This window comes from Bradyrhizobium sp. Leo114, assembly GCF_055229415.2.
In genome coordinates this window covers 13,939-32,851 of record NZ_JBUYEN020000026.1, presented here as the reverse complement: position 1 = coordinate 32,851, position 18,913 = coordinate 13,939, and the positions used below count along the sequence as shown (strand labels likewise).

Genomic DNA, 18,913 nt, shown 5'->3' with positions numbered 1-18,913 from the left:
TCCTTCCGGCACACCGGCTCCTCCGGATCATGCTTCTTATGCGCTGGCCTTGGCGTGACCGCCGAGATAGGCCGCGGCGATGGCCTCGTTGCCCCACAATTCGTCGGGCTTGCCGCCAAGCACAATCCGCCCCGTTTCCAGGACGAAGCCGTGATCGGCGACCGAAAGTCCCATGCGCGCATTTTGCTCGACAAGCAAGACCGTGGTGTCTTTCCTGATCTGCGAAATGATGCGGAACACCGCCTGCACGATGACGGGCGCAAGTCCCAGCGATGGCTCGTCCAGCAACAGCAGCCGCGGCTTCGCCATCAAGCCGCGGGCGACGGCAACCATCTGCAATTGACCGCCGGACAGCGTCCAGCCCAGCGCGTCGGCGAAGGCGCGGATATCCGGGAACAGGTCAAACATCGCATCCGCCTCGCGCGAGATCTGCGCCGAAGAAGCCTTCCGGTTCGACGCGCCGAGCATGATGTTTTCCTTGACCGTGAGGCCCGGAAACACGCGCCTCCCCTCCGGCACATGCGAGATGCCGAGCCGGACGATCGCCTCCGGCCCACGGCCGGCGATCGATTGTCCATCGAACAGGATTTCGCCGGACGTGGGCTTGGCGAGCCCCGAGATCGCGCGGAGCGTGGTGGATTTGCCGGCGCCATTTGCGCCGAGCAAGGTCACCACCTGCCCCGCCTCGACGGCGATGGTGACGCCGCGCAGCGCTTCGATTTCGCCGTAGCGGACCACGAGATTGCGGATTTCGAGCAGCGGCATCATTCGCTCCCGAGATAGGCGGAGACGACATCGGGATGGCGCAGCACCGCCATGGATTCGCCGTCCGCGATGCGGCGACCGAAATTGAGCACGGTGATGTGCTGGGCGGCTTCGGAGACGAGCGTCATATCGTGATCGATGATCAGGACGGTCAGGCCTTGCGCTGCGATGCGCTTGAGCAGTTCATGCAATTCGAGCTTCTCGGTCGAGTTCAGCCCTGCGGCCGGCTCGTCCAGCAAGAGGAGCGTCGGATTGGCGGCGAGCGCACGCGCAATCTCGATCAGGCGCTGGTGGCCGTAGGAGAAGCTCGAGATCAGCTCGTTGGCGCGGTTACCGAGGCCGACGAAATTCAGTGCCTCCATCGCGCGTTCGGTCAGCGCGTCCTCGCCCTTCCCGATCATGGTGTTGCCGGGCCGCTCGGCGCCGATCTCGACATTCTCGAGCGCCGTCATCGAACGGAACAGGCGGATGTTCTGGAACGTGCGCCCGAGGCCCGCAGCCGTGCGCTGGTGCGGCGGCATGTGGGTGATGTCGGTGCCGTCGAGCACGATCTTGCCCGAGGTCGCCTCGTAGAGGCCGGATAGCACGTTGAGCGTCGTGGTCTTGCCGGAACCGTTCGGCCCGATCAACGCGTGGACCCCGCCGCGCCTCACCGCGATGTCGACGCCATCGACCGCTTTCAGGCCGCCGAAATGTTTCGACAGTCCGGTGACCTCCAGCACGTAGTCGCCGCCGACGGTCGCGGGCTTCAACTGCAGCGCGGCCGCTACAGGCGGCGCCTTGGTGTGCGCGCGCCAGCGGTTGAAGGCATCGGCGACGAAGCCCCAGATGCCGTCAGGCATGAAGCGGATGATCAGGATCACGAACAGGCCGTAGATGGCTAGGTAAAGGCCGGGCACGCTCTTGAGGAAGCGCAGCCATTCCGGGATCAGGATCAGGAGCCCCGTGCCGATCGCCGAGCCGATCGGCGAAGCGACGCCGCCGAGCAGCGACATCGTCAGGAACACGATCGATTCCGCAAAGGAGAATTGATCGGGGCTGACATAGGCGAAGCCACCGGCAAACAGGCCGCCCGCCAGGCCGCCGAGCAGCGCACAAAGCGCGAAGGCATAGATCTTGGTGCGGAACACGTCGATGCCGTTGACGCCGGCCGCGAGTTCGTTGTCGCGCACCGCCCGCATCGCGCGGCCGAGCTTGGTATCGGAGAGATGCCAGACCAGATAGCCGACGATCGCGAGCATGGCGACGCAGAAAGCGAGATAGCTCTGCGACGTCTGGAACAGCTCGGGACGACGGATATTGGGGACGCCGTCAGGCCCGCGCGTCAGCCAGATCGCGTTGATCATCACAAGCGTGACGATCTGCTGGAACGAGATCGTCACCATCGCGAGGTAATGCCCGCCGAGCCGCAAGGTCGACATGCCCAGGAACGCGCCGGCAAGCAGCGCGATCACGCAGCCGCCAACAAGGCAGAGCCAGAAGCTGAGATGCAGGTCAGTCGTTCCGATGCCGACCGCGTAGGCGCCGAGCCCGAAGAACGCCGCCTGCGCCAGATTGATCTGGCCGCACAGCCCGAGCACGACCGACAGGCCGAACACCGCGATTGAGAACGTCGTCGCCTGCAGCAGGATGTTGAGGATGTAGCCGTCGAACCGCAAGCCTGCGGCAAGCGCCACCAGGATCGCCGCACCGATGAAATACGGCAAATGGCGGATCACAAGCGGTTTCGAGCGGACGGCGGGTGCCGGGATCGGCACGTTGTCGCTGGGGGCGCTCATGCTTTCTCCGCCACGCGTTCGCCGAAGATGCCCTGCGGCCGGAAGATCAGGAAGGCGACCAGGACCAGGAAGGCAAAACCATCCTTGTAGGGAACCGAGATGTACGCCGCGCCAAAGGTCTCGATGACGCCGAGCGCGAGCCCGCCGATAATGGCGCCGGCGACATCGCCGAAGCCGCCAATAATCGTGGCAGCGAATGCCTTCAGCGCGATCGTCGAGCCCATCTGGATCGAGACGAACAGCACCGGCGCAACGAGAATGCCGGCCAGACCGCCGAGCACGGCGGAATAGATGAAGGTGATCATGATCATGGTGGAGACGGAAATGCCGAGCAGCGAGGCCATTTCCTTGTCCTGCGAGGTCGCCTGCAGCTTCTTGCCGAGCAGCGTCTTCTCGAAGAACCAGTAATTGAAGAACACGAGCGCGATCGTCACCGCGATGATCAACAGATACTGGCTATCGAGATAGACAGGGCCGAGCTGGATGCCGGGCGTATCGAACCATCCCTGCAGCACCTGCGGCTGCGGGCCGTAGATCGCCAGCACCGAATTCGACAGCAGGATCGAGGCGCCGATGGTGGCGATGATGACGGGCAGGAAGGTGCGGTGGCGCAGCGGGTAATAGACGCCGAGATTGAAGATCACGCCAAGCAGCGCCATGCCGCCAAGCGCGATCAGGAAGGACAGCCAGTAGGGCCAGCCGAGATCGACGGAGAACACCACCATCAGATAGGCCGCGACCATGGAGAATTCGCCTTGCGCGAAATTCACCACATTGGTGGCGCGGAAGATCAGCACGAAACCGAGCGCGACCAGCGCGTAGACGGCGCCGATGCCGATGCCGGTAAACAGCAGTTGAAGGACGAGATCCATGACAAGCTCGGTTAGGAGGAACCCAGAGAATTCGCCGAAAGGTTTTCGGCCCCTCCGTGGAGAACGAAGAGGCCGAAAACGTGGTCAATCGTTGAATTCAATGTGCTTGTCGAAAACGATTTTGCCCTTGTCGTTTTTCACGATGTTGTAGCCGTGCAAACCGTCGCCGTTCTGGTCGAAATTATACTCGCCTTCGGCGCCGGGGAATTTCTTGATCGACAGGATCGCCTCGCGGATTTTTGCAGGCTCCGTCGAGCCGGCCTTGTTGATCGCCGCCGCCAGCACGGTGACCGCGTCATAGGGCCAGGAGCTCTGGTTATCCGGTGCGACCTTGACCGCATCACGATAGAGCTTGCCGAACGCCTTGGAAGCTTCGCTGGAATCTTCCGCGTAGTCCGCGACACCATAGGTGTTGTACAGCGCAGGCCCGGCGAGTTTCAGCGCGGTGATATTGACGATCGAGGGCGAGCCAACCCAGGGAATGTTGACGCCGAGCTGGCGCAACTGCCGCGCAAAGATGCCGAGGTCGTTTTCGAAGGTGAAGTAGGATCCGAGGATATCGGCGCCGGACTGCTTGATCGCGAGCACGACCGGAGTGAAGTCCTGGCTCTGGTTGGCATAGCCCTGGTCGAGCACGGGCGGGGCTCCGAGCTTTTCCAACGCAGCGGTCAGAGCTTTGCCACCTGCAGTGCCAAAAGCGTCGGTGGAATGCAGCACGGCCCATTTCTTCTTGCCGAGCGTGTTGACGCCATACTCGGCGATGACGCGCCCGGAATAGCTGTCATTCGGACGGAAACGGAACAGCCACTGATTGCCCATGTGAGTGAGGTTCGGATCGGTCCCCCCGATCATCACGGGCTTGCCAAGCTTGAGCACGTCGGGCGCCATGGCGTGCACCTGGGTCGACCGGATCGAGCCGAGGAAGCCGACAATGTCGGATTGTGCGGCGAGCTTGGAGAACGCCAGCACGATGCCGGGATTGGTGGTCTGATCGTCCTCGATGATTAGCTCGGCCTGCTTGCCCAGGATGCCGCCGGCCTTGTTGACCGCCTCGAGTGCGAGCTTCGCGCCCTGGATGGCGTAGCGGCCGGATTCGGCGGCGGGACCGGTCACGGGCGCGCACATGCCGATCTTGATCGTGGCGCCCTGCGCTCTCGCGCTCGTGATGATGTGGGGGGCGGCAAGGCCGGCGACGACACCAGCCGCGAAATCGCGTCTCGTCAGTTTCATTGGTTTCTCCCTGAGGCCGGGCTTCTTCGTCGGCCCTTCTTGCTGTTGGCGATCCCGGGCGGGGCGCGAACCGCATGCGTACTTACGGACTCTCCGTCTCGGAGTAAATTGATATTGCGGTGTTTTCGACTAACGATGGAGGTGCAGCGTTATCCGCGCGCACAGGAAAGATGAATGCCGACGAGATCATGACTATTCCGGCAGATTCCGCGCGCCTCCCAATTCCTTTGTGCTCAAACGATGTGCAGGAAAGGCGAGCTATGCGTCCGAGCACACACCATCATGCAAATTTTGCATTTATTCGTCCGCCTCGCCTCTGCCCTCTTCCGCGCCTGACAAGCTCGCAAGACTTTCCTCGAGCGCGCCCAGCATGGCCTGCAGTTCAGCAAGCTTGCGCGCGCCGTAACGTTTTGTAATGGCGGCGTAGATCGCTTCCGATGTCGGCGCGACCGCTTCGATCAGCTTCAATCCCCTCGGCGAGATCGACACCACGGCGCGACGCAGGTCCGCCTCCGCCGAACGGCGCTCGATCAGGCCGCGCGCTTCGAGATCGCGCAGGATGCGCGACAGGCTCGGCCCCAGCAGGAAAGCGAGCCGCGCGAGGTCGGTGACCTCGATCGACTCCACCGATGTGAGCGCGCGCAGGATGCGCCATTGCTGCTCGGTCAGCGCATGATGACGCAGAGAGGGACGGAACTGCCGCATCACGGCCTCGCGCGCGCGCAAGAGCGACATCGGCAGCGAGCGCGAGAAGTCGCGCATCGGCCCCTGCCGCTTTGTCTCCGGCGTCGCGCGCGGCCGCGAACCGTTCAAGGATGATTTCTTACCTGGCATCGTCAATCTTTTGCGGCGCAACAAAGCGCAAATCAATTTACGCCGATACATTTAACATGTTAATCATTCCAGCGCATCAGGAGCGATCCACCTTGCCGCATTTCACCATCGAATATTCGGCCAACCTGGATTCCCGTCTCGAGATGGGCGAAGTGGTCGAACTCGTGCGCAAGGCGGCGATCGAGACCGGCATCTTCCCGCTCGGCGGCATCCGTGTTCGCGCCGTCAGATGCGAGCACTACGCGATCGCCGACGGCCGAAACGACTACGGCTTCCTCGACATGGTGCTGCGGCTCGGAGAGGGCCGCGATCTCGCAACCCGCAAGAAGGCGGGAGACCATATCTTCAGGACGCTGTCGACCTATCTCGACCCGGTATTCGCTAGCAGCAAATTCGCGTTGTCGTTCGACATGCAGATCAACGACAAGGAGACGAGCTGGAAGCGCAACAGCATCCACGATGCGCTCAAGGTGGAGACTGTCCGTGGATAAAGCGAAGCCGAAATCGGCCGAACTATTCCAGGCCAACCGCGACCGCGCTGCGCCATTGCTGGCAAAGCTGAAGGCGGAGGGAATTGGCCACATGATCGACGGCAAGGTCGTGCCATCGACCTCCGGGCAGACATTTGAGACGAAGTCGCCGATCGACGGCGCCATGCTGGCAAGTGTCGCGCGCGGCAATAATGAGGACATCGATCGCGCTGCGACCGCGGCCGCCTTTGCCTTCAAATCCTGGCGCGACATGTCGGCCTCGATGCGGCGCAAACTGCTCAATCGCGTGGCCGACGCGATCGAGGATCGTGCCGACGATATCGCGGTGCTGGAATGCATCGACACCGGCCAGGCGCATCGCTTCATGGCGAAAGCCGCAATCCGCGCGGCCGAAAATTTCCGTTTCTTCGCCGACAAATGCGCCGAGGCGCGCGACGGCCTCAACATGCCGAGCGAAGAGCACTGGAACATCTCTACGCGCGTGCCGATCGGACCGGTCGGCGTGATCACGCCGTGGAACACGCCGTTCATGCTCTCGACCTGGAAGATCGCGCCCGCGCTCGCCGCCGGCTGCACGGTGGTGCACAAGCCCGCCGAATGGTCGCCTGTGACGGCTGATCTATTGGCAAAGCTGGTGAAGGAAGCAGGCGTGCCCGACGGCGTGCTCAACACCGTGCATGGCTTCGGCGAGGAGGCTGGTAAAGCGCTGACCGAACATCCCGCAATCAAGGCGATCGGCTTCGTCGGCGAGAGCGCGACCGGGTCCGCAATCATGGCGCAGGGCGCGCCGACGCTGAAGCGTGTGCATTTCGAACTCGGCGGCAAGAACCCCGTGATCGTGTTCGAGGATGCCGATCTCGAGCGCGCGCTCGATGCCGTCGTGTTCATGATCTACTCGCTGAACGGCGAGCGCTGCACCTCCTCGAGCCGGCTCCTGGTGCAAGAGAGCATTGCGGAACGGTTCGTCGAAAAGCTCACGGCGCGGGTGAAGGCGCTGAAGGTTGGCCACCCCCTCGACCCCGCAACCGAGATCGGGCCGCTGATCCATGAGCGGCACCTGGCAAAGGTCTGCTCCTACTTCGACGTGGCACGACAGGAAGGCGCGACGATCGCAGTCGGCGGCAAGCCGCATGACGGTCCGGGCGGCGGACATTATGTGCAGCCGACGCTCGTCACGGCCGCGCATTCCAAGATGCGGGTGGCGCAGGAAGAGGTGTTCGGACCGTTCCTCACCGTCATCCCGTTCCGCGATGAGCTTGATGCGGTCGAGATCGCCAACGGCGTGCAATATGGCCTCACCGGCTATGTCTGGACCGGCGACATGGGCCGCGCGCTGCGCGTGGCTGATACGCTCGAAGCGGGCATGATCTGGCTCAACTCGGAAAACGTCCGCCACCTGCCGACGCCGTTCGGCGGCATGAAATCGTCAGGCATCGGCCGCGACGGCGGCGATTATTCGTTCGACTTCTACATGGAAACCAAGCACGTCTCGCTGGCACGCGGGACGCATAAGATACAGAGACTGGGAGTGTGATGGGCGCCACTGCATCGACAAAGACGGTGCCCCACCTCTCCCATAGGGAGAGGTCGAATTGCGCAGCAATTCGGGTGAGGGGTTGCGCTCTGTCGAGGGACCTGAGCCCCTCACCCGCGCCTACGGCGCGACCTCTCCCTATGGGAGAGGTGAAGACGAGACTGCCTTGAGTCTAGGAGCAAAACATCGATGCCCGTTCCGCAGCACGTCTTCGATCCGCCGTTCAACATCATCCGCTGCAGCCACGTCGTGCTCGACGTGACCGACCTCGCCGCCAGCCGCGCATTCTATGAGACCACGGTCGGGCTGCATGTCGAGGACGCGGACGACAAGGCAGTGTATCTGCGCGGCTCCGAGGAGCACCAGCATCACTCGCTGGTGCTGCGCAAGGCGCAAGTCGCAGCCTGCAGCCGGCTCGGCTTCAAGGTCGGCAACGATGGCGACCTCGACAAGGCGGCGGCGTTCTTCTCCGAGCACGGCATCGACTATCGTTTCGTCGATCAGCCGTTCCAAGGCCGCACCTTGCAGTTCTCCGATCCCTTCGGCTTCCAGCTCGAGCTCTACGCGACGATGGAGAAGCGCCCGCATTTGTTGCGCCGCTACGACCTCTATAAGGGCTGCCATCCGCAGCGACTGGATCATTTCAACGTCTTCGCCGCCGAACTGCAGGACACCATCGATTTCTACGCGCGGCTCGGCTTTCGTCTCACCGAATATGGCGAAGAAGATGCCCCGAACGGACGGATCGCCGCGGCATGGATGCATCGCAAGGGCAATGTGCATGACCTCGCCTTCACCAACGGCAAGGGCCCTCGCCTGCACCATTTCGCCTATTGGGTTCCGACGGCAATGAACGTGCTGCATCTCTGCGACGTGATGGCGTCAAGCGGCTTCCTGAAGAACATGGAGCGCGGCCCCGGCCGCCACGGCATCTCCAACGCGTTCTTCCTCTATGTCAGGGATCCTGACGGCCACCGGCTCGAGCTCTACACCAGCGACTATTTCACTGGAGATCACGACCATGAGCCGCTGCGCTGGTCGCTGAAGGACCCGCGGCGCCAGACCTTGTGGGGCGCGCCCGCGCCGCGCTCCTGGTTCGAGCAGGGCTCGCCATTCACCGGACAAGCGGTGCGGGAGCCGCTGTTCGTTGCCGACGTCACGATTGCGGATTGAGCGATCGGGGCCGAAGGCGTCGGTGTGTTGCGCAACGGCGTGGTCGACGAAGTCTGAGAAGCGGATGGATAACAAGATGAGCTCAACCAGCGGCGGCGAAGCGATCGTGGGCGGCCTCGTCGCCCACGGCGTCGACACGGTGTTCGGCCTGCCCGGCGCGCAAATCTATGGCCTGTTCGACGCCTTCCATCAGGCGCAGCTCAAGGTGGTCGGCGCGCGGCACGAGCAGGCCTGCGGCTATATGGCGTTCGGCTATGCGCGTTCGAGCGGCCGCCCCGGTGTGTTCAGCGTGGTGCCCGGCCCAGGCGTGCTCAACGCCAGCGCAGCGCTGCTCACCGCTTTCGGCTGCAACGAACCGGTGCTCTGCCTCACCGGGCAGGTGCCGACTGCATTCCTCGGCAGAGGCCGCGGCCATCTGCATGAGATGCCGGATCAACTCGCGACGCTGCGCACTTTCGTGAAATGGGCTGACCGCATCGAATATCCTGATGCGGCGCCGGCGGTGGTCTCGCGCGCATTCCAGGAGATGCTATCAGGCCGGCGCGGACCGACATCGCTCGAGATGCCCTGGGACATCTTCACCCAGCGTGCGGCGGTCGCGCCATCAAAGCCGTTCGAGCCATTTCCGGCGCCACTGCCCGACCCTGACAGGATCAAGGCGGCGGCCACGCTGATCGCGGCGAGCAAGACGCCGATGATCTTTGTCGGCAGTGGCGCGATCGATGCCGACGAAGAAATTCTTGAGCTTGCCGAAATGATCGACGCGCCCGTCGTCGCCTTCCGCAGCGGCCGCGGCATCGTCTCCAATGCGCACGAGCTCGGGCTGACCATGGCGGCCGCTTACAAATTGTGGCCGACGACCGACCTGATGATCGGGATCGGCACCCGCATGGAATTGCCGGCCTCGGGTTTCCGCTGGCCGTACCAACCCGGCGGCATCAAATCGATCCGCATCGACATCGATCCGGTCGAGATGCGCCGGCTGACGCCTGATGCTGCCATCGTGAGCGATGCCAAAGCCGGCACCGCCGAGCTGCTCGCGGCCGTGCGCAAGACTGGTCTTGGCAAGAGCGGCGGCCGGCGTGCGGCGATCCGCGAAGCGACCGCGACGGCAGCGCGCGAAATCCAGCGCATCCAGCCGCAGATGGCTTACCTGAAGATTCTCCGCGAGGTGCTGCCTTCGAATGCCATCGTCACCGATGAGCTCTCGCAGGTCGGTTTCGCCTCCTGGTACGGCTTTCCGGTGTACGAGCCGCGCACCTTCATCACCTCGGGCTATCAGGGCACGCTCGGCTCCGGCTTTCCGACCGCGCTTGGCGCCAAGGTCGCCCATCCCGACAAGCCGGTGGTGGCGATCACGGGCGACGGTGGCTTCATGTTCGGCGTGCAGGAGCTTTCCACCGCCGTGCAACATCGCATCGGCGTGGTGACGCTGGTGTTCAACAACAACTCTTACGGCAATGTGCGGCGAGACCAGCGCGAACGCTTCGATGGCCGCGTCGTGGCGTCGGACCTCGTCAATCCGGATTTCGTCAAGCTCGCGGAATCCTTCGGCGCCGGTGCCGCGCGCGTCACCTCGCCGGATCATTTCCGTCCTGCGCTGGAAAAGGCGCTAGCCGATGGCGGGCCATACGTGATCGCGATCGAGGTGCCGACAGATTCAGAAGTGAGTCCGTGGGCGTTCATTCATCCGCCGAAACCTTGAGGCCGTCATTCCGGGATGCGCCGAAGGCGCAGGCCCGGAATCCATGGCGCCGCCGGGTCACGGGGTGAAATGGATTCCGCGTTCGCGCTGCGCGCGCCCCGGAATGACGGAGGAGAGCTACCGGGTCTTTCTAAAGGTCAGATTGATCCGCTGCCGGCCGAGCACCGCATGCTCGCCGTCGGCGAGCGGCGCGACGCCATGGAAAAACAATCGCGACGGCCCGCCCCACACCACGACATCGCCATGCGTCAGCCGGTACCGAGCTGTCTTGTCGCTGCGCTTTGGCCCACCAAACAGGAAGATCGCGGGCAGGCCGAGCGACACCGAGACAATCGGCGCGGCAAAATCCGTCTCGTCCTTGTCCTGGTGCAGCGACAACCTTGCACCCGGCTCGTAACGATTGACCAGGTAGGCATCCGGCGCAAAATCGTCAAAGCCGCCCTCGGCCGCTGCCTCGCGCGCCAGGCGCACGAGCACCGGCGGCATTGCTGGCCATCGCTTTCCGAATTCGGGATCGACGCCGTCATAGCGATACCCGCTGCGATCGGTGACCCAGCCGACGCTGCCGCAATTCGTCATTGCCACCGACATCTGATAACCGCCGGGCGTGAACATACGGCGAAACGGCGCCTGCGTGACGATCTCGCGCGCCGGGATCAGTTCGGCCTCAACCGCAAGCGCAAATCCGCGCAGGATCACCGCGCCTTCCGCGATCACCTCCCGCGCCGGACGCTCGGCAACGCTGTCGAATAAGTCAGCCGTCAAAGCGCAATGCTCACTTCAGATCCTACAATAACGAGGGGGTGGCAAATCCGCGAGCCGTCCACCACCCGGTTTCCGATACTCAGGCGTCATTGCGAGCGCAGCGAAGCAATCCATGCCGCCGCGCGCGGACAGATGGATTGCTTCGCTGCGCTCGCAATGACGGCGGCGTTAGATCATCCCCGCACCGGTAGCGTCACCACATCATACGCATGGCGGATCGTTCGCTTCAGCACCGGGTCCTCCAGCTCGAACTCGAACCGGCTTGCCGGGCGGATGCCGCCCTTGGCGGCGAAGGTGCCGCCGAACATGGCGCAGCCGTCGGGCAGGCCCTTGCCGTCGAAGCCGCGCGCGATCAGGTCCTTCACCGGCAGCATGCCGTCGAGCGTGCCTTCCTGGTACAGCACGCGGTTGCCATCGATCCAGGCGTGGGAGCGCAGGATCATCTGGTCCCAGTGGTCGATGACGTCTTCGAGCTCCCATAATTCGGAAGCGATCGGCTTGTCGCACATCTGCTTTGAAACCGTGACGCTGTAGCTCTCGACCTTGCGGTCGGTGTGATCGGAGCCGCAGCCGACGAAGATGCGGCCCTGCCAGCCGATCAATACGAACTCGACCTCACCGCTGGACTCCTCGCCGCAGACTTCGATTGTGTCCTCGGTGGTCAGCCGCCGCGCCGAGCAGCGATAGTAGATCGGCGTCGTTGCCGGCCTCGCAATGCCGAGCGCCTCGAGCTCGGCGATATGCTTGTCGCGCGCGACCGGATCGCGGCCGGTCCAGCCGGCGATCACCGCCTGGTCGATCGCGAGCGTCAGCGGCGTCGCCACGCCCTTGTCGTCGATGGTGAAAGTGAGGTCATACACGGATGATGGTCTCCATTGCGGCCGCGATCTCGAAGATGCGGCGATCCGATCCGCCTGCCGCCGCGACCATCAGACCGACCGGCACATCATCTTCACGATGGGCCGGCAGCGAGATGGCGCAGCCGTCGAGCACGTTGATCAGCGTGCAGTTGCGCAGCGCGCGCAGATTTTCCGCGGTGAACGCCTTGTCGTCTTCAAGATCGGCGATCTTCGGCGGCGTGTTGGCCGTGGTCGGCAGCAGCAGCGCGTCATAGGGCGCGATGCGCTTCTCGGTGCGCGCGATGAAGGACTTTCGGGCATTGAGGAGATCGATGTAGTCGGCGGCCAGATATCCCTCGCCGCGCGCGATGCGCGTGGCGACGCGGGGATCGTAGATGTCGCCCTTGCTGGCAAGCAGATAGCGGTGCCAGGCGTAGCTCTCGGACGCCGCAAAGCCGCCCTTCGCGTTCATGATGCCGACATCGAGGAACTCCGGCACCTCGATCTTCTCGATCAGCGCACCAGCCTTCGACAGCGCCGCGAGCGCACGCTCGAAAGTTTTGGCCACGGCATCATCGAGGTCATCGAGCGCAACCGTGGTCGGCACCGCGAAGCGCAGGCCTTTCACCGGCCGCGGCTGCAGCGACGTCACCGGCTCGCCCGCGAGCACGGCATCGAGCGTCGCGCAGCAGGCGGCCGAATTGGCGAGCGGCCCGTAGCTGTCGAGCGAGAACGACAGCGGCACACCGCCATCGAGCGGAATGCGCCGCTGCGTCGGCTTGTAGCCAACGATGCCGTTGAAGGCCGCAGGAATCCGGCAGGAGCCGCCAGTATCGGTGCCGAGCGCGCCAAAAGCCATGCCGTCGGCGATCGATACTGCCGCGCCCGACGACGAGCCGCCGGGCACATGGCCGACGCTGCGGTTATAGGCGCTCTTCGGCGTGCCGTAATGCGGATTGATGCCGATGCCGGAATAGGCGAACTCGGTCATGTTGCTGCGGCCGATCACGACAAAGCCGGCCGCGCGCAGCCGTGCCACCACGGGCGCATCGGCTTCCGCCGGCGCCGAATCCTCCAGCGCGCGGGAGCCGGCGCGGGTCACCTGCCCCTTGATGTCGAAGAGGTCCTTGATCGAAACGGGAATGCCGGCAAAGGGTGACGGCGCCGCATGCGCCTTGCGCAGGCGGTCCATCGCATCGGCGGCATCGAGCGCAGCGTCCTTGTCGACGTGAATGAACACGCGTTGCCCCTCGCCTGCGGGATCGGCGATCTTGGCGAGGCACTGCTCGACCAGTTGGCGGGCACTGGTGCGGCCGCTGTCGAGGTCTGCGGCGAGTGAGGCAAGGGTCGGATTGTCAGGCATGGCTTTCGATTTCAGGTCTCTTCAGGCGCGTTGTTTGAGCGCGGCGGATTTGCCGCGTGGCGGACTATTGCCCGAGACAGGCTGGCATACAAGCGCGCTGTCGTCTTCGGAATACCGCCATGCGATTGGAAACGCTGGACCGTTGACGACGGATAGTCAATTGTCGCATCACGTTTTTGAATGAGGCCTGACGGCCTGATCCAGGGAGGATGCCGAATGGCCGAAGCTGCGCGCGCAAAACCGAAACCGACGCCGGAAACCCAGCATTTCTGGGATGGCACGCAGGTCGGGGAATTGCGCCTGCAGCGCTGCGACGCCTGCTCGCATGTCTACTTCCCGCCGCGCCCGTTCTGCCCGTCCTGCGCCTCGCGCAAGGTCAGCGTGTTCAAGGCGAGCGGCAAGGGCACACTCTACAGCTACGTCATCAATCACCGTCCCGCTGCGCCCGGCTTCACGCCGCCTTACGCCATTGCGGTGGTCGAACTCGACGAGGGCCCGCGCATGATGAGCAACATCATCGACTGCCCGCAGACGCCGGAAGCGCTCGAGCTCGACATGAAGTTGGAAGTCGCATTCGAGAAGCTCGACGACAAGATCACGCTTCCTTTGTTCCGTCCGGCGAAGGGTTAAAGAGATGCGCAGGAACCAGGTAGCCGTCGTCGGCGCGGCCGAGACCACCGAGCTTGGCGTCATCCCCAACATGTCGCAGCTCCAGCTCCATGCGGATGCTGCACTCAATGCCATCGCCGATGCGGGGCTGAAGCTCTCCGACATCGACGGCTTCGCCACCGCGGTCGAGACGCCGCAGCAGGTCTGTCACTATCTCGGCATCAAGCCGACCTGGGTCGACGGCACGTCCGTCGGCGGCTGCTCGTTCATGCTGCATGTCCGTCACGCCGCGGCGGCGATCGAGGCCGGCCTCTGCAAGACCGTGCTGATCACGCATGCCGAAAGCGGCAAGTCGATGATCGGCAAGCAGCCGCGCTTCACGCCGCCGGACAGCCTCAACGGCCAGTTCGAGGCGCCATTCGGCGTGTACGGGCCGCCGAGCATGTTCCCGATCCCGGTCCTGCGCTTCATGAAGACCTACGGCATCACACACGAGCAGATCGCGATGGTGCCCGTCGTGCAGCGCGAATGGGCGGCGAAGAATCCGCGGGCGACGATGAAGGACCCGATCACGGTCGCCGACGTCCTGAACTCGCGGATGATCGCCTATCCCTTCCGCCTGCTGCAGTGCTGCCTCGTCACCGATGGCGGCGGCGCGCTGATCCTGACCTCGGCCGATCGCGCCAAGGATTTTCCGCAGAAGCCGGTCTACATCCTCGGCACCGGCGAGAGCGTGGAAACGCCGATGGTCAGCCAGATGGAGACCTTCAACTCCTCGCGTGCCTTCAAGACCGCAGGCCCGCTGGCGTTCAAGGAGGCCGGCATTGCGCACAAGGACGTCGATCACCTCATGATCTACGACGCCTTTGCGCACCTGCCGCTGTTCGGCCTCGGCGATCTCGGCTTCATGCCGCATGAAGAGACCGGCAAGTTCATCGCCGATGGCAATACGCGCCCCGGCGGCAAGCTGCCGCTCAACACCAATGGCGGCGGCCTGTCCTACATGCATTCGGGCATGTATGGCATGTACGCGCTGCAGGAGAGCGTGCGCCAGATGCGCGGCATCGCGCCGGCGCAGGTGCCCGGCGCGAAGATCTCGGTGTGCCATGGCGTCGGCGGCATGTTCGCGGCGTCGGGCACGATCATCTTCACGAACGAGAAGTAACAGCCCGTCATTCCGGGATGCGCCGACAGGCGCAGGCCCGGAATCCATCGCGCGGCAAAATGGATTCCGGGTTCGCGCTTCGCGCCCCGGAATGACGGCTTGAAGCGAAACAGATAGCGGAGAACCCACATGACAAAATCACTGCAGGACAAGGTCATTATCGTCACCGGCGCAGGCCGCGGCATCGGGCGCGAGATCGCGCTGCTCTGCGCCGCCGAAGGCGCCAAGGTTGTGGTCAACGATCCCGGCGGCACGGCTGACGGCGCGGGATCGAGCGCCGCCCCAGCCGAGGAAGTGGTCGAAGAAATCAAGAAGCGCGGTGGCACCGCGGTCGCCAATTTCGAGTCGGTTGCGGAAGCGATCCCAGCCAGCAAGATCGTGAAGACCGCGACCGATCATTTCGGCCGGCTCGACGGCGTCGTCAACAATGCCGGCATCCTGCGCGACGCGATCTTCCACCGCATGAGCGTGGAGGCGTTCGAGGCCGTCATCAAGGTGCACCTGATGGGCTCCTTCTACGTCAGCCACGCCGCAGCGCGGCTGTTCCGCGAGCAGGAGAGCGGCTCCTTCGTGCACTTCACCTCGACCTCGGGCCTGATCGGCAATTTTGGCCAGGCCAACTACGCCGCCGCCAAGCTCGGCATCGTGGGCCTGTCGAAGTCGATCGCGCTCGACATGAGCCGCTTCAACGTGCGCTCCAACTGCGTCTCCCCGTTCGCCTGGACCCGCATGATCGGCACCATTCCAACCGAGACCGACGCCGAAAAGGCGCGCGTGGAGAGGATGAAGCAGATGGGGCCGGAGAAGGTCGCGCCGGTCTGCGCCTATTTGCTCAGCGACGCCGCCAAGGAGGTCACCGGGCAGATCTTTGCGGTCCGCATGAACGAGATCTTCCTGATGGGCCAGTCGCGGCCGCTGCGCTCGGTGCACCGCGGCGAAGGCTGGACGCCACAGACCATCGCCGAACACGGCATGCCGGCGCTCAAGGGCTCGTTCTACAATCTCGACCGCTCTGCCGACGTCTTCGGTTGGGACCCGATCTGACCGTCGATCCCTCATGGTGAGGAGGCGCGCAGCGCCGTCTCGAACCATGAGGCCCCAATCTCCCCCCGTGGCCCATCCCTCGAGACGCCGCTTGCGTGGCTCCACGGGATGAGGTCCGAGTGATGGTCTGACAACTTCATGACAGCGTCGCCCCCGCTGGCTCCCGGGACGACGCTATCTCCGGTTGTTTCGCTACGGCTGCCCGTTTTATGCCGGAATGCGGGCGCATGAGTTCCTTCCCAACAACAAAAAAGCCTGGGAGGAAGTCATGAACAATCCGAACAATTCACCCAACCAGCAGGACGGCGGCGCGATCGGGCTCGATCGCCGGACGCTATTGCGCAGTGCAACCGCGATTGCTGCAACTGCGGCGGTCGCGCCGGAAGCCTTTGCCCGCGACTTCGGTCGCAATGCGGAGCCGCAGCGCTATCCCGACCCCGATATCGTCGTGATCGATCCGAAGCGCTTCAAGGCCAAGGTCGGCAACACCGCGATCAAGCGTCTCTACACGGGCTGCCTGTGGGCCGAGGGGCCGGCCTGGAACGCACAGGGGCAATATCTGGTCTGGAGCGACATCCCCGCCAACCGGCAGCTTCGCTATCTCGACGATGACGGCCATATCTCGGAGCAGTTCCACAAGCCGTCGAACGAGGCCAACGGCAACTCCTTCGATTTCGAGGGACGGCAGATCTCAGCCGAGCGCACCAGGCTGGTGCGTTTCGAGCATAACGGCACAGTGACCACGCTGGCCCAGGAAGCCAACGGCAAGCCGCTGAACGGGCCGAACGACATGGTCGTCCACCCCAACGACAAGTCGATCTGGTTCACCGATCCCGGCTATGGCGCGATCTCGATCTATGAGGGACAACTGGCCAACACCGGCTCGGTGCAGCCCTACCAGAAGGAAGCGGTGTACCGGGTCGACGGACAGTCCGGCCAGATCACCAAGGTTGCAGACGAGCCCTTCAAGCCGAACGGCATCGCCTTCAGCCACGACTACAAGAAGCTGTATGTCTGCGACACCGGCATCACGCACTATCCGAACGCCAACAACGTGGTCTGGAGCTACGACATCAACGGCGACAAGCTGTCCAACCCGAAGCAATTGATCGACATGAAGCTCGACGGCAAGTCAGGCTTCCCCGACGGACTGCGCGTCGACACCGAGGGCAACATCTGGGTGGGCGCCGGCTGGGTCGGCCCGGGCTATGACGGCGTGCAGGTGTTCGCCCCCGACGGCACGCGGATCGGCCAGATCCTGCTGCCTGAGACCTGCGCCAATGTCTGCTTCGGCGGCAAGAAGCGCAATCGCCTGTTCATGACCGCGAGCCAATCGCTCTATGCGGTCTATGTGGAGACGCAGGGCGCGCATAACTGCTGACGCAGTCGGCTAATAGGGAGTGGCGAATGGCGGATAGAACGCCGCATTCGCTATTCACCTTCCCCACCCGCTATTCCTCAATCCCGCGGATATCCCGTTGATCGTGAGCTGGGAAGGATCGCCCGGTTTACGCCCGAATGCGGGCGGATGGTTTTCTCCCAACAAAAAAGGGAGGCAACTATGACAAAATCACTGACCATTTCCGCCGAGATCAATCAGCCCGGCCTCGGCCGCCGCACCGTTCTGAAGGGCGCGGCTGCGGCGCTTGCGGCGACCAGCTTCGGGGTACAAGGCGCCTCGGCAGCGACCGTCGCGCCACTCGGCCAAACGGGCACGCCAACGCGATCGACCGCGCCGCTGCCCTTGGGACCGCTGCCCGGCAGCCGGTATCCGGACTCCCACCTGGAATCTGCCAGGAAGGGAGGACCGCCAACGTTCGGGCCTCCCGGTTTCCCAGCCTTCGCGGGCACCATGGCAGTTGAGCGCGTCGCAACCGGCATGCGGTGGGCTGAGGGTCCGGTCTACTTCCCGGCCGGGCGCTACGTGCTGTTCAGTGACATTCCCAACAACCGTATCATGCGCTTCTCCGAGGATGACGGTCACCTGAGCGTATACCGGCAGCCATCGATGAACTCGAACGGCAACACCATCGATCGCGAAGGACGCCTGATCACTTGCGAACATTCCGGCCGACGCGTCACCCGTACCGAGCTCGACGGCTCGATCACCATCATCGCCGACAAATATAATGGCAAGAAACTGAATTCGCCGAATGATGCGGTTGTCACCTCCGATGGCGCGATCTGGTTCACCGATCCGGTCTACGGCATCGGCGGTTATTATGAGGGCATCAAGGCCGATCCTGAGCAGGAAAAGCACAACGTCTACCGGGTGGATCCGAAATCCGGGGACATCAAGGTTGTTGTCGACGATTTCGTTGAGCCCAACGGCATTGCGCTTTCGCCTGACGAGAAGAAGCTCTACGTCATCGACACCGGCTTTACAGACGGGCCGGAGAACCCGTCGCATATCCGAGTGTTCGACCTCGATGTTGCGGGCGGAAAGGTATCGAACGGCAAGGTCTTCGCGGAAATGCCCAAACCCAGCATTACCGACGGAGTGCGAACTGACACCGCCGGGCGTGTTTGGTGCTCCGTGGGTTGGGGCGATCCGAATGAAGATGGCGTGCGTTGCTACAGTCCGGACGGTAATCTGCTCGGCAGGATTCACATTCCGGAAACCGTCGCCAACCTCTGCTTCGGCGGTCAGCAGCGAAATCGACTGTACATCTGCGGCTCGACATCGCTCTATGCCGTCTACACGAGTGCACAGGGCTCGATGAAGCCATAAGAAAAGTAAATGGCG

17 protein-coding genes are annotated in these 18,913 nt (G+C 63.6%); 9 read left to right on the top strand and 8 right to left on the bottom strand.

Annotated features, from left to right (window positions below; translation table 11 throughout):
• Positions 1-36 precede the first annotated feature (36 nt).
• The 5 genes from ACZIRK_RS27875 to hpaR form a co-directional block, all read right to left on the bottom strand.
• Positions 37-765: an ABC transporter ATP-binding protein gene (locus tag ACZIRK_RS27875; RefSeq protein ID WP_130224350.1), complete on the bottom strand. Its 729-nt coding sequence runs from the start codon at positions 763-765 to the stop codon at positions 37-39.
• A complete protein-coding gene (locus ACZIRK_RS27870; RefSeq protein WP_130224352.1) occupies positions 765-2,543 on the bottom strand; it encodes a branched-chain amino acid ABC transporter ATP-binding protein/permease in 1,779 nt (592 codons plus the stop codon). The genes ACZIRK_RS27875 and ACZIRK_RS27870 overlap by 1 nt, the downstream gene beginning before the upstream one ends.
• Positions 2,540-3,415, bottom strand: a complete 876-nt coding sequence (locus ACZIRK_RS27865; protein WP_130224354.1) for a branched-chain amino acid ABC transporter permease — start codon at positions 3,413-3,415, stop codon at positions 2,540-2,542. Before ACZIRK_RS27865 ends, ACZIRK_RS27870 begins: the two co-directional genes overlap by 4 nt.
• 84 nt (positions 3,416-3,499) lie before the next feature.
• Positions 3,500-4,645 carry an ABC transporter substrate-binding protein gene (locus tag ACZIRK_RS27860; RefSeq protein ID WP_130224356.1) on the bottom strand — a complete coding sequence of 382 codons (1,146 nt, stop codon included), beginning with the start codon at positions 4,643-4,645 and terminating at the stop codon, positions 3,500-3,502.
• A gap of 297 nt (positions 4,646-4,942) precedes the next feature.
• Positions 4,943-5,407: a homoprotocatechuate degradation operon regulator HpaR gene (gene hpaR / locus ACZIRK_RS27855; RefSeq protein ID WP_130224407.1), complete on the bottom strand. Its 465-nt coding sequence runs from the start codon at positions 5,405-5,407 to the stop codon at positions 4,943-4,945.
• Between the two features lie 164 nt (positions 5,408-5,571).
• Here hpaR and ACZIRK_RS27850 point away from each other — a divergent pair, with 164 nt between their 5' ends.
• The 4 genes from ACZIRK_RS27850 to ACZIRK_RS27835 all read left to right on the top strand — a co-directional run bounded on the left by ACZIRK_RS27850 (position 5,572) and on the right by ACZIRK_RS27835 (position 10,382).
• On the top strand, positions 5,572-5,970 hold the full coding sequence (locus tag ACZIRK_RS27850) for a 5-carboxymethyl-2-hydroxymuconate Delta-isomerase (RefSeq protein ID WP_130224409.1): 399 nt from the start codon (positions 5,572-5,574) through the stop codon (positions 5,968-5,970).
• Positions 5,963-7,504, top strand: coding sequence for a 5-carboxymethyl-2-hydroxymuconate semialdehyde dehydrogenase (gene hpaE, locus ACZIRK_RS27845; RefSeq protein ID WP_130224358.1), 1,542 nt, complete (start codon positions 5,963-5,965; stop codon positions 7,502-7,504). The genes ACZIRK_RS27850 and hpaE overlap by 8 nt, the downstream gene beginning before the upstream one ends.
• A gap of 189 nt (positions 7,505-7,693) precedes the next feature.
• On the top strand, positions 7,694-8,677 hold the full coding sequence (gene hpaD / locus ACZIRK_RS27840; protein WP_474418562.1) for a 3,4-dihydroxyphenylacetate 2,3-dioxygenase: 984 nt from the start codon (positions 7,694-7,696) through the stop codon (positions 8,675-8,677).
• Positions 8,678-8,753: 76 nt separating this feature from the next.
• Positions 8,754-10,382, top strand: coding sequence for a thiamine pyrophosphate-dependent enzyme (locus tag ACZIRK_RS27835; RefSeq protein WP_474418561.1), 1,629 nt, complete (start codon positions 8,754-8,756; stop codon positions 10,380-10,382).
• A gap of 117 nt (positions 10,383-10,499) precedes the next feature.
• On the opposite strand, the gene alkB is transcribed toward ACZIRK_RS27835, so the two are convergent.
• The 3 genes from alkB to ACZIRK_RS27820 form a co-directional block, all read right to left on the bottom strand.
• On the bottom strand, positions 10,500-11,147 hold the full coding sequence (alkB, locus tag ACZIRK_RS27830) for a DNA oxidative demethylase AlkB (RefSeq protein ID WP_474418560.1): 648 nt from the start codon (positions 11,145-11,147) through the stop codon (positions 10,500-10,502).
• 173 nt (positions 11,148-11,320) lie between these two features.
• On the bottom strand, positions 11,321-12,007 hold the full coding sequence (locus ACZIRK_RS27825; RefSeq protein WP_474418559.1) for a DUF2848 domain-containing protein: 687 nt from the start codon (positions 12,005-12,007) through the stop codon (positions 11,321-11,323).
• Positions 12,000-13,349: an amidase gene (locus ACZIRK_RS27820; RefSeq protein ID WP_474418558.1), complete on the bottom strand. Its 1,350-nt coding sequence runs from the start codon at positions 13,347-13,349 to the stop codon at positions 12,000-12,002. The genes ACZIRK_RS27825 and ACZIRK_RS27820 overlap by 8 nt, the downstream gene beginning before the upstream one ends.
• Positions 13,350-13,565: 216 nt before the next feature.
• On the opposite strand from ACZIRK_RS27820, the gene ACZIRK_RS27815 reads away from it, so the two are divergent.
• From ACZIRK_RS27815 to ACZIRK_RS27795, 5 genes are all read left to right on the top strand, one after another.
• Complete coding sequence (locus ACZIRK_RS27815; RefSeq protein ID WP_208819960.1) at positions 13,566-13,979, top strand: Zn-ribbon domain-containing OB-fold protein; 414 nt, start codon at positions 13,566-13,568, stop codon at positions 13,977-13,979.
• Between the two features lie 4 nt (positions 13,980-13,983).
• Positions 13,984-15,123, top strand: coding sequence for a thiolase C-terminal domain-containing protein (locus ACZIRK_RS27810; protein ID WP_474418557.1), 1,140 nt, complete (start codon positions 13,984-13,986; stop codon positions 15,121-15,123).
• Positions 15,124-15,252: 129 nt separating this feature from the next.
• Positions 15,253-16,167 carry an SDR family oxidoreductase gene (locus ACZIRK_RS27805; protein ID WP_456641019.1) on the top strand — a complete coding sequence of 305 codons (915 nt, stop codon included), beginning with the start codon at positions 15,253-15,255 and terminating at the stop codon, positions 16,165-16,167.
• Positions 16,168-16,435: 268 nt separating this feature from the next.
• Positions 16,436-17,548, top strand: a complete 1,113-nt coding sequence (locus ACZIRK_RS27800) for an SMP-30/gluconolactonase/LRE family protein (RefSeq protein WP_474418556.1) — start codon at positions 16,436-16,438, stop codon at positions 17,546-17,548.
• A gap of 180 nt (positions 17,549-17,728) precedes the next feature.
• Complete coding sequence (locus ACZIRK_RS27795; protein WP_474418555.1) at positions 17,729-18,898, top strand: SMP-30/gluconolactonase/LRE family protein; 1,170 nt, start codon at positions 17,729-17,731, stop codon at positions 18,896-18,898.
• Positions 18,899-18,913: the final 15 nt, after the last annotated feature.

Coding starts and splice junctions, on each gene's coding strand:
- ACZIRK_RS27875 (WP_130224350.1), bottom strand. CDS start 765: ATGCCGCTGCTCGAAATCCGCAATCTCGTGGTCCGCTACGGCGAAATC.
- ACZIRK_RS27870 (WP_130224352.1), bottom strand. CDS start 2,543: ATGAGCGCCCCCAGCGACAACGTGCCGATCCCGGCACCCGCCGTCCGC.
- ACZIRK_RS27865 (WP_130224354.1), bottom strand. CDS start 3,415: ATGGATCTCGTCCTTCAACTGCTGTTTACCGGCATCGGCATCGGCGCC.
- ACZIRK_RS27860 (WP_130224356.1), bottom strand. CDS start 4,645: ATGAAACTGACGAGACGCGATTTCGCGGCTGGTGTCGTCGCCGGCCTT.
- hpaR (WP_130224407.1), bottom strand. CDS start 5,407: ATGCGCGACTTCTCGCGCTCGCTGCCGATGTCGCTCTTGCGCGCGCGC.
- hpaD (WP_474418562.1), top strand. CDS start 7,694: ATGCCCGTTCCGCAGCACGTCTTCGATCCGCCGTTCAACATCATCCGC.
- ACZIRK_RS27835 (WP_474418561.1), top strand. CDS start 8,754: ATGAGCTCAACCAGCGGCGGCGAAGCGATCGTGGGCGGCCTCGTCGCC.
- ACZIRK_RS27820 (WP_474418558.1), bottom strand. CDS start 13,349: ATGCCTGACAATCCGACCCTTGCCTCACTCGCCGCAGACCTCGACAGC.
- ACZIRK_RS27815 (WP_208819960.1), top strand. CDS start 13,566: ATGGCCGAAGCTGCGCGCGCAAAACCGAAACCGACGCCGGAAACCCAG.
- ACZIRK_RS27810 (WP_474418557.1), top strand. CDS start 13,984: ATGCGCAGGAACCAGGTAGCCGTCGTCGGCGCGGCCGAGACCACCGAG.
- ACZIRK_RS27805 (WP_456641019.1), top strand. CDS start 15,253: ATGACAAAATCACTGCAGGACAAGGTCATTATCGTCACCGGCGCAGGC.
- ACZIRK_RS27800 (WP_474418556.1), top strand. CDS start 16,436: ATGAACAATCCGAACAATTCACCCAACCAGCAGGACGGCGGCGCGATC.
- ACZIRK_RS27795 (WP_474418555.1), top strand. CDS start 17,729: ATGACAAAATCACTGACCATTTCCGCCGAGATCAATCAGCCCGGCCTC.